Source organism: Yeosuana aromativorans (assembly GCF_014646655.1).
GTDB classification, from domain to species: Bacteria; Bacteroidota; Bacteroidia; order Flavobacteriales; family Flavobacteriaceae; genus Yeosuana; species Yeosuana aromativorans.
On sequence record NZ_BMNR01000004.1, the window covers coordinates 414504 to 430098 of the forward strand.

The window sequence follows — 15595 nt, forward strand, 5'->3', positions numbered from 1 at the left end:
AACACAACGACCATTGTTTAATTAGAATTAAAAAATTATGATTCCAAAAGTTTTTAGAGAGGTAATTACTCTCAATGATGGAAGAGAAATCTCCATTGAAACCGGAAAGTTAGCCAAACAAGCTCATGGTTCGGTTGTAGTACAAATGGGCAACGCCATGTTGTTATGTACCGTTGTATCAAATTATGAAGCAAGTCCAGGTATAGACTTTTTACCACTTACTGTAGATTACAGAGAAAAATTTGCAGCTGCCGGACGTTACCCAGGCGGTTTCTTTAAAAGAGAAGCCAGACCTAGTGATGATGAAGTATTGACCATGCGTTTAGTAGACCGTGTGTTGCGCCCATTATTCCCAAAAGATTATCATGCAGAAACTCAAGTGATGATTCAGTTAATGTCTCATGACGAAAATGTAATGCCTGATGCCTTAGCAGGTTTAGCCGCTTCAGCAGCTATTCAATTGAGTGACGTTCCATTTGAAACGCCTATTTCAGAAGTACGTGTTGCACGTATCAATGGAGAATTTGTTATCAACCCTAGTAGAGAAGCGCTTTTGCAAGCTGACATTGACATGATGGTTGGTGCATCTGCTGACTCTGTGATGATGGTTGAAGGGGAAATGCATGAGTGCAGTGAAGAAGAAATGGCCGATGCCATTAAATTCGCTCATGAAGCCATTAAAGTACAATGTGAAGCGCAAGTAAAATTAGCTGAAGCATTTGGTAAAAAGGAAACCCGTGAATATGAGCCAGAAGCAGAAGATGAAGCATTAGCTCAAAAAATACATGATGCTGCATACCAAAAATGTTATGATATTGCCAAGCAAGCCTCTTCAAAACACGAGCGCGGTCTAGCATTTAGCGAAGTTAAAGAAGACGTAAAAGCACTATTCTCTGAAGAAGAACAAGAAGAACTTGGTAGTTTAATTTCAAAATATTTCAGCAAAGCACAAAAAAGTGCGGTTAGGGATTTAACCTTAAACGAAGGCTTACGATTGGACGGACGTAAAACCACTGACATCAGACCAATTTGGTGCGAAGTGGATTATTTACCATCTACTCATGGTTCTGCCATCTTTACACGAGGAGAAACCCAAGCGTTGGCAACAGTAACGTTAGGAACCTCTCGTGAGGCCAATGTTATTGATTTACCAACATACCAAGGCGAAGAAACGTTTTATTTACATTACAACTTCCCTCCTTTTTCAACTGGTGAAGCCAGACCATTAAGAGGAACATCTCGTAGAGAGGTCGGTCATGGAAATTTAGCTCAGCGTGCTTTAAAGAATATGGTGCCTGCCGATTTTCCTTACACCGTTAGAGTTGTTTCAGAAGTTTTGGAAAGTAACGGTTCATCATCTATGGCAACAGTTTGCGCTGGAACCATGGCCTTGATGGATGCCGGTGTACAAATCAAAAAACCGGTTTCTGGTATTGCTATGGGATTGATTTCTGATGGCGATCGTTATGCCGTTTTAAGTGACATCCTTGGTGATGAAGATCATTTAGGTGACATGGACTTTAAAGTAACCGGAACCGAAGATGGTATCACCGCTTGTCAAATGGATATTAAAATCAAAGGATTATCTTATGAGATTTTAGTAAAAGCCTTAAAACAAGCTCGCGAAGGACGTTTATTTATCTTAAAGAAATTAACCGATACCATTGCAAAACCAAATGCTGACGTAAAACCACATGCTCCTAAAATGATAACCCGTGTTATTCCTAACGAGTATATTGGTGCATTGATTGGTCCTGGTGGTAAAGTCATTCAAGAATTGCAAAAAGCTACCAAAACCACTATTGTCATCAACGAAGATCCTATTACCGAAGAAGGTATTGTGGAAATTTTAGGAACTGACCAAGCAGGTATTGATGCTGTTTTAGCCAAGATAGATTCATTGATGTTCAAACCAGTTGTTGGAGAAGTTTATGAAGTGAAAGTGATAAAAATGCTTGATTTTGGTGCTGTTGTTGAATATACACAAGCTCCAGGAAATGAGGTATTGTTACATGTAAGTGAACTGGCTTGGGAACGCACCGAAAACGTGTCTGATGTTGTAAACATGGGTGACGTTTTTGAAGTGAAGTATTTTGGTGTGGATCCAAAAACCCGCAAGGAAAAAGTGTCCAGAAAAGCCATTTTACCAAAACCTGAAGGTTATGTTGCCAGACCACCAAGAGATCACAATGATAGAGGTGGACGCGATAACCGCGGAAGAGATAACAGAGGTCGTGACAATCGCGGACGCGATAACCGTCGTGACGATAGAAGACCTAGAGAAGACAAGAAAGAGGATTAATTAAAATCTTTCAAATTTAACCATAATAAAACCCTGGGAATTTAAGTTCTCAGGGTTTTATATTTTAAAAAAGATTTGTTTTGTTTACCTGACAATAATTTTGTCAACAAATAAATGGTTGTCAATTTTTGCGACAACAATTTTAATCCCTGACCCAAAATCATAAACCGGTAAATTAATATTTCTGTCGTTAAAATCCTTTCTAACAATCAAGGCTCCGGTAATCTCATAAATTGAAACTTGGGCTGTTTTAAATTGCGTTTCTTTGTTCATGATTAACTTCAGAGTTTCATCTGAATATAGGATGGTTTTCTCTAAATGGGCATCTGAACTGTTTAGAAACACTTCTGAATTGGTGCTTAAAGCAGCATCATTAACCGACTCAACTTCTATTTTATCAATTGCACCATTTTCTAACATAATGCTATTACTGCCAGCATTTAAAGAAATGATAACAGGAAAAAATGTTGGGTTCCCCGATTGATAACAATATCCATCAGAAAATGGCAAAAGAACACTTTCAGTTGCACCACCATTTACTGTAATTTGTAAACTTGATAACGTAGGGTTTGCATAAAAAACATTTAACAAATACAGTCCTGAGGTTGCCACATTAACATTGTTGAATGTCAGCGTTTTTCCAGCTCCTAAAATATTTACCGCTTTTCCTCCTGATGCATTAACACAAGTAATTTCTGAACCACCAACAATAGTTGCAGATTCTGCTTCGTATGAATTGACTGTTGGAACATTGGGTTCTCCCGTTCCGTTATCAGCTCCAATATTGGTAGCCGTGGATAAATCAACTGGATTTCCAAAAATATCTTGGGTGACTTTTGACGTAACACCTTGAAAGATGCCAACTCCTGCTAACGGGAAATTAGGTTCTGTAAAACTTAAAGCCGTTCCTAATGCTGGACTAAATGTTTTTAGTTTATATCCTGAAAAATGTCTTCGGCCCGGATCAAAAAGTCTAGGGTCCAACTCTTTTCTGGTGGCATCTTTATTTAAAAAATTTGTGTTAATGGTTCCGCCATACATAACATTTTTAGCAAAATTAGGCGTATCAACATCAAACAGATAGCCAGCTTGCCCAAGTTTAGCAGATGGCTCTAAATAAATAATGTTATTTATAAAGTTTAGTGAAGCTGCCTTTAAACTTATTTCACTATCACCAATAACATTTTTATAATCGGTGCCTTGATAAATGGAATTGTTATAAATATACACATTGGTACTTTTTTGAGGGTTATAGGCATAATCACTTACCCATAGCAACTTATTCTGACCAGCTGGATTGCCATCATTTACGCTGATATTATAACGCCAGATTATATTGTCATTGGCTCCCAATGTCTCACAAAAGCCACCTGCAGAATCCTCAGAATAATTATATTGATACAAAATATTGGAATTTCCATAATCTACGTGCATCCCTGATGAGTCTCCACCACCTCTGGCATGTTGGGATGTGTTGTATTGCGCAACCACATCATCTGAACCAAAAACCCACATGCCACTGCCTCTGGCAGTCATTCTGGGATCTGAACTTGAACCCGTAAATCGCATCAGGTTTTTTTCATAAAGCACCCGTTTTGAATTAGAAATAATAGTACCAGAACCACCAAGGTCAATAAATGTATTATTTCTTATAATGGCGTCAGAAACATACTTTCGCAACCACACGCCACATCGTTCAATATTGGTAAAATAACAATCCTCTATAATCACATCATTCACAAAGGCATTGAAAAAATAAATTCCAGACGAATAAATATTATTAAACGCAGTTCCTGAACTATCCAATGAATAAATATTTTGAAAGACCAAATTGGAGAATCTAAAATGGTTGAAAAGAACCGCATCCTCAAAATTACCAGAACCCGGAAGCGATTTAAAACTCTGTATAAAAATACCATACGCTTGATCATCGGGAGAACCAGCTTCTGAATCAAACCGTTCATTTTCTATTTGCAGATTATGAAACTCCAAATACTCTTTGCCTGTAATTTTTATAGTACTTAGTGGGTCCGTTAAACCATTATTGCCATCGCTAGCGGTTAAAATTGGCAAATTGCCTGTGCCGTAACTATCATAAATAATTGGAGATCCGTTAGAACCAGAATAGGAAACAACAATTTGTCCTGTAAACGTATCACCTCTTTTAAATAATATCTTATCGCCTGCACTGAGCACCAAACTGTTCAATTTTGAAATGGTTTGAAATGGACTTGCTTGACTGCCCGCATTTGAATCATTCCCTGAAGAGCTACTGAAATAATAGGTGTTTTGAGCGTAAGCATGCACTAAACAAAACACAAATAACATACATGTAATTTTCTTAATCATATTTGATTTTTTTAATGATTACAAATTATGACAAGTAAAAAACATACTGGGATACGTTTCGGTCAATTAAAGGGTCTATCAAAGCAATTTTTCAAAATCTAAATATACTATCATTCAGTTAGCAATAAGATGTTCTATGTGCAATCTGCTTTTTATATGTTGTAGTGAAACCATAAGAAAACGTTAAACACCCACTTAAATTTGCTTTTGTCCTATTTTTTGTTATATTGATAGTTATGATTTACACAGACAAAAAAAAATATTCAGACATTTTAAACGAATCCGTATCCTATCTTGAGCAACGGGGTTATGAAAACATTAAAGCCGATACAGACGGCTATGAAACACCAAAATCATTCAACAAAAAAGGAAGTGATATTACCATCACTCCGGATATTGTTGCAGAAAAGGAAGGTAGAAAACATTATTTTGAACTGAGCTTAAAATCTGATAAGCCCAGATTACTCAAGTCAAAGTGGTTGTTTTTAAACACCTTAAGCGCTTTAAAGTCAAGCAAGTTCAGATTGATTACCACTAAGGGGCATTATAAATTTACCAATGAAATGCTTAGTGACATCAACCTAAATGATAAAAAATTAATAAAAATTTAATTTCTTGTAACAAAAACAGTCTTTCTTACGTATAACCACTTAGTAAAGAAAATTCACTTAAAAATTACAGGAGAACTTTAAATGAGACAACTTAAAATTACGAAGCAGGTAACCAACAGAGAGACCGCTTCGTTAGACAAATATCTTCAAGAAATTGGAAAAGTTGACTTAATTACCGCAGACGAAGAAGTAGAATTAGCACAACGCATCAAAGCAGGAGACCAAGTTGCTTTAGAAAAGTTGACCAAGGCTAATTTACGTTTTGTTGTTTCGGTAGCTAAGCAATATCAAAACCAAGGATTAACATTGCCCGATTTAATTAATGAAGGTAATCTAGGTTTAATCAAGGCGGCACAACGTTTTGATGAAACCCGTGGTTTTAAATTTATTTCTTATGCGGTTTGGTGGATTCGTCAATCCATTTTACAAGCATTGGCTGAGCAATCTCGTATTGTTCGTTTGCCTTTGAACAAGATTGGTTCTATCAACAAAATCAATAAAACATTCGCCTTTTTAGAGCAATCACATGAGCGCCCACCAAGTGCCGAAGAAATTGCAAAAGAGTTGGACATGACCATTAACGATGTTAAGGAATCCATGAAAAACTCTGGCCGTCACGTAAGTATGGACGCGCCTTTGGTAGAAGGAGAAGACTCCAATCTTTACGATGTACTTAACAGTGGTGAATCGCCCAATCCGGACAAAGAATTATTACACGAATCATTGCGCACGGAGATTGAACGCGCTTTGGAAACATTAACACCTCGTGAAGCAGATGTTATTCGTTTGTACTTTGGGTTAGGTAACCAACATCCAATGACCTTGGAGGAAATAGGAGAAACATTTGATTTGACTCGCGAACGTGTTCGTCAAATCAAGGAAAAAGCTATTAGAAGACTAAAACATACTTCTAGAAGTAAAATTTTAAAAACCTATTTGGGTTAAAATTAATTTGGCGAATTGGCTATATATTGGATATTTTTATTATCTTAAATTTTATAGTAAATTGCACAAAATTGATAATACATAATTAAATTATAATTAGTTAGTAATCATTGAAAATTACGACTAAATAACAGTAACAAACAGTTCAACATAACTGTTCGTTTTTTGATTGATGAAAGAACCCTCGGCTGATTACCGAGGGTTTGTTTTTATTAAATATACTCCTTTGGTTTTTTTTATAAATATTCAAACACATATTGATTTCGCATTAAAAAATTAATTAAATTTATTTTTGAGGGGTGATACAAAACCAAATAACTTTATGCTGAAAACGATATGCTACATTAGCGATTCCAATATCAACAATTCAACAAACGAACTGAAAGAATTATTACGCGTTGCAAAAATAAACAACAGTAAAAACCAAATAACAGGCGTACTAATACACAAAAGCAGCAATTTTCTGCAAGTACTTGAAGGAGATCAAAAACATGTTGATGCCCTTTTTAGGAGAATCAGTCTTGATGATAGACACCAAAATATTTTTAAACTTCTTGAGACTACCATTGACGAACGTTATTTTGAAGGTTACAAATTTGGTTTCACGGTAATTAATACTCGAAATGCCCTTAAAAACCTTGAAGACTATTTAAATTGGTTAAGAGATGCCGAAAACTTAATTGCCAATGAAATTGTGGCAATGGTTAAAAATTTTATTACCAGATGATAATAAAACTAAATTAAAACCTTTAATTTTGGCAAAACCAATTGATTAAATAAATGGCTTCAAAATTAATAGCACCTTCCTTACTGGCAGCTGATTTCGCAAACCTTCAACGTGACATAGAAATGGTAAACCAAAGTGAGGCCGATTGGTTTCATATTGACATCATGGACGGTGTTTTTGTTCCAAATATTTCTTACGGAATGCCCGTGCTTAAAGCCATAACAAAACATACCAAAAAATTGGTTGACGTTCATTTAATGATTGTTGACCCCGATAGATATATCAAAACATTTGCAGATTTAGGCAGCAATATTTTAACCGTACATTATGAAGCTTGCAATCATTTACACAGAACACTCCAAGCTATAAAAGCAGCTGGTATGAAAGCCGGTGTTGCACTAAATCCACATACCAATGTTAGTCTTTTGGAAGACACTATTAATGATATTGATTTGGTACTTATTATGAGTGTTAATCCTGGTTTTGGCGGACAAAGTTTTATAGAAAACACATATAATAAAATTACACAACTTAGAGATTTAATCACTAGAAAAGGCGCTTCAACCCTAATAGAGATTGATGGTGGTGTCTCCACCGAAAACGCCAAACAATTAGCAGTGGCTGGTGCCGATGTGTTGGTTGCCGGAAGCTTTGTTTTTAAAAGTGCCGCACCAAAAGAGACCATCAAGCTTTTAAAAACCGTGGCTAATTCTTAAAGACAGCTAAATACATAAAAAAGCTTCATATCTTTTTGCTTATCCAATAAATGAATTATTTTTTCGTTTGCATTGCAATATATGGTAAGGATTTTTTTATTGAAAACACTTATTACGGAATAGCTAAATAATATACCATAATGCATTTTAAAGCATTAATTTTAAGGTGTTTTTCTTACCTTGCATAACTTGATTTGCTTACTCAAATTAGCTAAAATCAAAAGATTAATATTTAATAATGGGATTAAAAAACACGTTCGTTTTTTTTAATCTTTTAAAAATTTTTAATTATGGGAAGACCTGCAACTAAACCAGCAGAACTGAGAGATGGATATTATATTGAAATTAGAAATAGAAATTCAAATTCTGGCGTAAAAATCAGAAGAGATAACAGTGATCAAATGTACCGTGCTGCTAAGGAATATGAAAGAAGTAAAGAAGTTATTATCTTGGGAAAATATAAAAATGGGAAGTTGGTTGAAAGTCTGGAAAAAGTATAATCCTTCATTTTTGCGTTCCTAATACCCAGCAAAATCAAAATTCAGCATTTGCCGTATCTTAAAATATATATTAGGGAAATGCTGTTTAAACTCTTTCGGTGATTCAATAAAGCTTTCTACAACCACTGCCAAAAACTCAAATTGATTGGTAAAAGCATACTTTCTAATGTATTTAGATTGAATCAATTCTTCTCGCAGTGATTCATCTTTTGAAAGCATTTCAGTCAATTCAGTAAACGAATCACTAAAAATAGTAGAGCTTATATCGCGCTCATTCAAACTATTCAGGTGAATGGCGTGAACAAACTCATGAATCCCCAAGTTGATGTTATCTTTGGTTGTTTTGTAACCTAATTTAAAATCCTTCCAAGAAATCACAAGTGCTTTTAATTTGGGGTTAAACTCTCCTTTATGGTATTCATTGTTTATTTTTGAAAAAAACTTGTCAGGGTATACTACAATTTTATTTATCAGGCCTATATAGAAATCCCTAAAACCAAACGTGAGCATGACGGCGGTTGATGCTATTAAAACCTTAACCTCATCTGTTATTTTCATCCCGTCTCTACCAATAAAATCTTTATCCTTTATGAAGGATGCAACTCGGTGTTCAAAATACTTTTTATGTTTGCTATCCAACTTGCCATAAAAAAGAAACTGGTTTTTTAAGATGAATATTTGATTTTGGCTTAAGGTTCTTAAAAAAGGATAAAAATGAACAAAAAAGGGCTTTTTCCTTCTCAACACATATCCCATTTCTATCATTTTCATAGCAAATTGTAAAAGTATATACAACAGCAGCGCAAAGAATATCCCTAAGATAATTTTGCTGCCAATGGTATACATTTCTATAGCATTGATAAATAGCATAACCCTTTAAACGTTATTGATGGAAATAAATTTTAATATATCCTAACGGAAAATATATCTTAAAGATAAATGATTGCCACTAATCGGGCACAAGATGAAAATGAAAAATCCTAACATATTAATAAATTAATATGTTAGGATTTTGCTATGTGAACCACATAGACCTTACTTCAAACCAAATATTAGAACTTTTCAAAAATTTAAATAGAAATTTTAGACAAAAGGTAGAAATCGAAAACAAATAATGACTCAATTATTGATTTTATTTAATTACTATTTTTATTTATGCCCCGATAGCAAGATTAAAAAAATGATTCATTGGTTTAACTTCATTAACCTACAGAAAACACTAAGTTCATTCTCTGATAAAGCAAGTTATTGTAAGTGTTCAAAAAAAGCCAAATGCAACAATGCATTTGGCCTTTAGATAATGAAAAAGATTTTAAGACTTATTTTTTAATAATACGTTTAACAGTTTTTAGACCGTTAGTTTCAATGACCATCATATGTATTCCACTTGAAAGATCAGCAACATTAAATTCAATTTGATTATCGATCACTTTCTCCAAAGTTCCAAGTATGGAGTAAACTCTAACTGAATTTACAGAATTTACTCCACTAATTTTTACAAAATCTTGAGCAGGATTTGGGAAGATTCTAACAAAATTGTTTTTGTACATTTCATCACTTAATCCTAAAGTGCCCCCAAACTCAAAAGCTCCAGCATCATTAAAGCCTTCTCTAGCATAACCTCTTTGATCTACAGTTGGAATTGTTATTCCGGTAGCAGCAGAGCAAAAATCATCTGCGGCACTACTTTCTGCTATAGCTAAAACTTGAGTACTTCCCCCTTCACTAGTTAAAACACCTGTCAAACCGGCAAAAGTGGCTGTTTTACCTTTTAGATTGTTCTTAGCTACATCGTCTAAAAGAGCAGGTGCAGCGTTTAAGCCTCCGAGTATACAGTTTACAACATTGGTTGTATTAGTATTTGCAAAATTTAATGCTTTTGTATTTACATCATCAGCACTAACAACTATGGAATTATAGGCACTGAAATTTGTTAATGCAGTACCAGCAAATTGTAATCCAGCTTTAGCTAATGCTGCATGATAATTATTATAAAATGTCGCCTGGACCAAATTTAAAGTAGTATTACCTGTAGATGTATTGCTTGTTAAAGGGAAGGATGTACAAAAAATAGCACCACCTCCATTACCACCTGAAGCACTGAAGGCAGTGTTATTTGAAACAGTACTATTTTCAATATCAACAGCTATGGTAAAATCATTTCCAAAACCGTTATTCCCATTAACGTACAAACCACCGCCATTTCTGCCGGAATTACTATCTATCAAGGACTGTTTAATGTTTACGGCACTATCAACACCTGCTCCATTATTAGGAGCTAGAATAATACCTCCACCATCTAATGTTGAACTGTTATTCTGAATGGTGCATTCTATTATATTGGCATTAGTTCCTGCAAGACTCAAACCTCCACCGTTTTTACCTGTATGATTGTCCTTAATAATCAAATTTTTCAGGGTTAAAAGACCCGTTATTTTATCAGCATCGATACCACCACCATTATCAGTACCAGGAGCATTACCATATCTAATTCCTAAATTTTCAATGGTTATGTTTAAAACCTCAGTAGTTGGTCTGGATAATGAAACAACTCTAGTGCCTGAACCGTCTGATAAGGCAGAGGCTGCTGCCTGAATAATATCAATTGTTGGGTCAGTCCCTCTTAAAGTTATGCTTTTAGAAACAGAAATAGATTCTGTATGAACACCTGTAATTAATATCACATCTCCATCAGTGGAGGCATCTACTGCCTCTTGAATTGTACCATAAGAACTGCCACCTTGAATGGTTGCAGTTTGTGCTGAAAGCACAAGGGTAAAAACAGTAAAGAATAAAAAAGTAATTGTTTGTCTCATAATTTTAGTTTTTAAGTTATTTATTTTTCGACTTATACGCTTTCCATTGTTTTTGACGTTCTACTCCTAAAACCTTTTTAACTTCGTTGTAAACCTTGTTTCCCAACTCTTTAAGCTTTTCCTTTTTCATTTCTGGATCATCACCAAATTCTTTATTTATAGCTTGATTTTCTTTAAAGCGGTCCAACTGAATTTCGTAAATTGATTTAGACTCTTCTTTGTTCAAGGATAATACCTTGGTCATTTCATCAGTAAACTTTTGTGCTTTTTTTTCAAGTTTTTGTTGAGCGCTTACACTAAGCGATAGAAATAGTAGAATTATTGCAAATACATGTTTCATGGTAATTAAAGTTTTTTGTTTGTATAAATGTAAATGGTTCATAACCGATGAAAGTTTTCAAGCTATCCGAAAAGGTTTAAATACTAACCACCCTATGATTTTGGCTATTTTAATAGGATAAATTCAAAAATTTGTTTTGCTTTGACCGTTCTTGATTACATAATTGGTACATACTTATTTTTGCAAGCAGACCCTTATTCAATTTCAATTATTGGCTCCTTTTTTAAAAATCCAAGCGATTGCAAAAATATATCAGCTTTAGAAACCGTGTCTTTATAATTCTCAAACTTATTATAGTTAAAGAAACCATGTTTCCTTCCTTCGTAGAAAAACACGTCACAACGACTACCAACAGTCTGCATGACCTTTTGGAAATATTTAATAGTCTCAACAGGAATAAGGTAGTCATCCGTTCCTTGAAAAATCACCGTTGGCGGTGCTCCCTTTTGGATGTTGTGAAGTGGTGAAAATTCTTTGTAAGCCATATCAATCCTTGAATATCCCACACCTCCCGGGCCATTATCAATTACGGGATTAAACAGCACGAGGGCATTGGGTTTACAACTCACAGATAAATTATCTGAACCTTCATTAAAACCAGATATCATGGCCGTTGCTGCCGCGAGTTGTCCTCCAGCAGACCCGCCAGAAGCAATAATTTTAGATGGATCAATTTGATAGTCATCAGCGCGTTCCCTAATAAATCGAATGGCCGATTTAGCATCTTTAAGCGATTCAAATGGTGTGGTATGTTGTCTGTTTTTCACCCGATAATCGGCAAGAAAACAGACTATGCCTCTTTTTGAAAAATAGGCAGCCTGCGGTTCAAATTGGCTTATTTTTCCCTCGTTCCAACCACCTCCAAAAAAGAAAACCATTGCGGGATATTTTTTTCCTGCTATCATATTTTCAGGTTTGATAACTTCCATAACCAAAGTTGTTGTATCTACCTGTTTATAAACGATGCTCTCATTTTGAGAAAACAAATTCCATGCGGTTAATGATGAAATTATAAGTAGTTTTAAAGAATAGTTTCCATTCATGGTAATTTTTTTTTTTATATTTTCGATAGAAGCATTATTGCCATGGAATCTTCCCTGAAAGCTGAATATGTTTCATCAACTGTTTCGTTAACTCTTTTTTAAGTTTAGGCTTATCCAGTGGATTTTTTTCTTGCGGATCTTTCTGAATGTCAAAAAGTTCATAGACCGTAAATGGTCTATTCTGAACTAATTTATAGTGCCCGTTTGAAATGGCGTAATAAGCTCTTCCTCCAAAAATAAATCCTTCCCTACGCATCCAGATCATTGTTCTTGATGGATTATCTTTAGATACTGCAAGATCATTTATTATTATGGAGGGTAATTGATCGTCCATTTCGCCTCCAGCCATGTGTATAAGCGTTGGATAGAAATCCATTAAAAATAACGGTGCATCACTGATCTTGTTACCTGTTTGATCTGGAAGTTTTACGACACAGGGAACACGGATACCCCCCTCAAACATATCTCCTTTTCCTCCCGAATAAGGTTGATTGCTTGCGCCATAATGAAGTGCTCCGCCATTATCAGAGGTGAAAACAATGATCGTGTTTTTATCTAATCCGGATAATTTGAGCTCCTCTATAATACGTCCCACATTATAATCAAGGTGTTCAATCAGGGCAATAATTTTTTGCCGCTTCAGTGATACCTGGGGTTCTCTTTCCATAACTTTTTTCAACCATGATTCAGGCGGCTGCACGGGATTGTGTGGAGCCGTGTAAGCCAAATAAAGAAAGAATGGTTTATGTGCTTCTTTTTGTTTTTCAAGATACTCTAGTGTCCAATCGGTAAAAAGATCTGTGGCATGCCCTTGCGGATCTATTTCCTGATCATTTTCGCGCATCCAATTAACACCGGCTCTTCTATGTGTATAATAGTCATCCATCATATCTCCTAAAAATCCTTTGAAATAATCAAAACCTCTATCATTGGGGATGTCCGGAGATTTATAACCTAAATGCCACTTCCCAATTATGGCCGTGTTATAGTGCAGTTTCTTTAGTGATTCAGGTAAAGTAACTAGACTGTCTTTAAGGTTTCCCCAGGTATTATCGGGCATATCCCGAATTACACCGGGCACCCCAACCATATCTGGATAATTACCGGTAAGTATAGCTGCACGACTGGGAGAGCAAACCGTACTATTGGCATAAGCCCTAGTAAATTTAATACCATGGTTTGCTAAGTTATCGATGTTGGGTGTTTTAATATTCTCTGCCCCATAACATCCCAAATCTCCATAACCCAGATCATCAGCAAGAATAAAAATAATATTTGGTTTATCTTGAGCCCGTATGATTATAAAAAACAAAGAAAAACCGAGTGTAATAATAATTCTTAATCTACTGGAAGCGATTAGTTTTTTCATTTAAACTCGGTTTTTAAAATAAAGCTATTATTCAATTAAAATTTAAAGCGTCTGATATTGGTAGTTTATAGAAATAATTCTCTACCGCAACAGGAATATCTTCACCGTAAAACTTAGATGTTTTCACAAGTTTAGGTTTTGCTATTAGCCAATAAGATCCTTTTTTAGATATTTTAAAATGATTATTGGTCAAGTTTTTAGCTATTAATTTAGCATCTTGAGGACGTCCTGATTCGGCATAATAAATTTTGTAATCATAAAAATTTTCTGAAGGCCTCCAACTTAAGCTATTGCCTTTTAATATAGTTTCCAATGGCTTATATTTTTGAAATTTCCATCCAACCAAGGTTTGAAAATACATATCTTGGTAAACCTGTTGATACTTTTTATCAAAAATTAAATTGTTCAACTCGTCCGGATCTTCTTTTAGATTATATAATTGGTCAATGATGCCATGCGTATAAATAAATTTATAATCACCTTTTCGCATCATTCTTGATGGCACATTTTTGACTTTGGGAAGGAGATTATAGTCTGTCCCTCTAAATTCAGAATATACAACCCGATCCTTTAATTCGGTTCCGTTTTTCAAAACATCTACCAAAGATATTCCTTGTGCAGTTTCTGGTATTTTTCCATTTATTAATTCTGCTAAAGTGGGCATGATATCTATAAAACTCACCAAAGAATTATTAATGCTATTTTGCTTAAACAGTTTGGGACATGAAATAATGAATGGCACATTTACAGCATCCTCGTACATACAATGCTTGCCTCGCAAACCATGCTCAAACAAATGTTCCCCATGATCTGTTGTATAAATAATAATCGTGTTATCATAAAGTCCCTTGTCCTTTAAATGTTGTACAACACGTCCCACCATATCATCCATTTCAGTAACACAGGCATGGTAAGCAGCCATAACATGCTTGGCTTTTTCTGGGTCTTTAGGCAAACCAGAATGAACCCAATTTGGAACCCAGGGGTATTTTCCTTTGACATACCAGTCGTCATAAGTTTTAGGCAATGTAAAATCCTCTGGATTGTACATGTCCAAATATTTTTGAGTGGTTGTGAATGGTGGATGTGGCTTTTCAAATCCAACATACAGAAAGAAATTATTTCCATCCTGAGCCCGTTTATCAATAAATTCAATTGATTTTCTTGCCACTACCATATCAAAATTATCTTCATCATTTTTCACCAAAGTAGGTCTGTAAAGTTCATTCAAATCTGAAGATCCTCGTTTGTAAACATCGTTGTATTTTTTGAACTGCCTGTAACGCATGTAGGTATCTTCACCAACTTCATCTTCATAATGTCCGCCCGGAAAATAGGTGTAGTATCGTACACTGGTTTCATCAAACCCCATAGCATTACCGTCCTTATGATCTTCATCAACATTTTTTTGAAGTTCGCCATGAACATGCATTTTACCAGGAGATGCCGTGCTGTAACCTTGTTGTTTAAAAATTTCAGCTAACGTTATGATACCCTCATGATATCCTGTTTCCCTTAAATAGCCACTACCTATGTTTTTTATACGGTCATCAGGCATAGTTACCGGAGCTTTATGGTAAATTGCACCATTGGTATAAGGATACATTCCGGTAATCAAAGCTGCTCTTGCCGGGGCACATACAGGTGCTGGTGTATAGCAATTTGTAAAGCGCACTCCTGTTTTAGCCAGAGCATCAATGTTGGGTGTAATGGCTAAATCGCTTCCATAAGCTCCAACAGCTTCCAATTTATGCTGATCGGATATGATAAAAACAACATTGAGTTTTTCTGACTGTGCTATTAATGTTTTTACAAAAAGAAGCCCAATAGATAGTAAAAGCAATTCAAGGTTATATTTCAAAGCATCCTAATTATTT

13 protein-coding genes are annotated in these 15595 nt (G+C 35.1%); 6 read left to right on the forward strand and 7 right to left on the reverse strand.

All coding sequences use genetic code 11. The annotated features are described in order from the left end of the window. Positions 1-37 precede the first annotated feature (37 nt). Positions 38-2302 carry a polyribonucleotide nucleotidyltransferase gene (locus IEW94_RS11145; RefSeq protein ID WP_188652976.1) on the forward strand — a complete coding sequence of 755 codons (2265 nt, stop codon included), beginning with the start codon at positions 38-40 and terminating at the stop codon, positions 2300-2302. Positions 2303-2386: 84 nt separating this feature from the next. On the opposite strand, the gene IEW94_RS11150 is transcribed toward IEW94_RS11145, so the two are convergent. Next, a complete protein-coding gene (locus IEW94_RS11150) occupies positions 2387-4651 on the reverse strand; it encodes a CBM35 domain-containing protein (RefSeq protein WP_188652978.1) in 2265 nt (754 codons plus the stop codon). A gap of 236 nt (positions 4652-4887) precedes the next feature. Here IEW94_RS11150 and IEW94_RS11155 point away from each other — a divergent pair, with 236 nt between their 5' ends. The 5 genes from IEW94_RS11155 to IEW94_RS11175 all read left to right on the forward strand — a co-directional run bounded on the left by IEW94_RS11155 (position 4888) and on the right by IEW94_RS11175 (position 8150). Next, entirely contained in the window at positions 4888-5262 is a 375-nt protein-coding gene (locus IEW94_RS11155) for a hypothetical protein (RefSeq protein WP_188652981.1), read from the forward strand. Between the two features lie 81 nt (positions 5263-5343). Beyond that, positions 5344-6207 (forward strand): sigma-70 family RNA polymerase sigma factor, encoded by an 864-nt coding sequence (locus IEW94_RS11160; RefSeq protein ID WP_027137161.1) that lies wholly within the window; start codon positions 5344-5346, stop codon positions 6205-6207. A 322-nt stretch (positions 6208-6529) separates the two neighbouring features. Further along, a complete protein-coding gene (locus IEW94_RS11165; protein ID WP_188652983.1) occupies positions 6530-6934 on the forward strand; it encodes a BLUF domain-containing protein in 405 nt (134 codons plus the stop codon). A 53-nt stretch (positions 6935-6987) separates the two neighbouring features. Beyond that, positions 6988-7650 (forward strand): ribulose-phosphate 3-epimerase, encoded by a 663-nt coding sequence (gene rpe / locus IEW94_RS11170; protein ID WP_188652985.1) that lies wholly within the window; start codon positions 6988-6990, stop codon positions 7648-7650. A 290-nt stretch (positions 7651-7940) separates the two neighbouring features. Further along, the gene (locus tag IEW94_RS11175; protein ID WP_188652987.1) at positions 7941-8150 is read left to right on the forward strand and encodes a hypothetical protein; all 210 of its coding nucleotides are present in this window, start codon (positions 7941-7943) and stop codon (positions 8148-8150) included. Positions 8151-8168: 18 nt separating this feature from the next. Here the strand turns inward: IEW94_RS11175 and IEW94_RS11180 are convergent, their stop codons facing one another. The 6 genes from IEW94_RS11180 to IEW94_RS11205 all read right to left on the reverse strand — a co-directional run bounded on the left by IEW94_RS11180 (position 8169) and on the right by IEW94_RS11205 (position 15579). Next, positions 8169-9020: a zinc-dependent peptidase gene (locus IEW94_RS11180; RefSeq protein WP_229669507.1), complete on the reverse strand. Its 852-nt coding sequence runs from the start codon at positions 9018-9020 to the stop codon at positions 8169-8171. A 449-nt stretch (positions 9021-9469) separates the two neighbouring features. After that, the gene (locus IEW94_RS11185; protein ID WP_188652989.1) at positions 9470-10966 is read right to left on the reverse strand and encodes a T9SS type A sorting domain-containing protein; all 1497 of its coding nucleotides are present in this window, start codon (positions 10964-10966) and stop codon (positions 9470-9472) included. Between the two features lie 16 nt (positions 10967-10982). Then, positions 10983-11306 carry a DUF4890 domain-containing protein gene (locus IEW94_RS11190; RefSeq protein WP_188652990.1) on the reverse strand — a complete coding sequence of 108 codons (324 nt, stop codon included), beginning with the start codon at positions 11304-11306 and terminating at the stop codon, positions 10983-10985. 194 nt (positions 11307-11500) lie between these two features. Beyond that, positions 11501-12349, reverse strand: coding sequence for an alpha/beta hydrolase (locus tag IEW94_RS11195; RefSeq protein ID WP_188652992.1), 849 nt, complete (start codon positions 12347-12349; stop codon positions 11501-11503). Between the two features lie 34 nt (positions 12350-12383). After that, the gene (locus tag IEW94_RS11200; protein ID WP_188652994.1) at positions 12384-13718 is read right to left on the reverse strand and encodes a sulfatase family protein; all 1335 of its coding nucleotides are present in this window, start codon (positions 13716-13718) and stop codon (positions 12384-12386) included. 31 nt (positions 13719-13749) lie between these two features. Further along, entirely contained in the window at positions 13750-15579 is a 1830-nt protein-coding gene (locus IEW94_RS11205; RefSeq protein WP_188652996.1) for a sulfatase family protein, read from the reverse strand. Between the last annotated feature and the right edge of the window lie 16 nt (positions 15580-15595).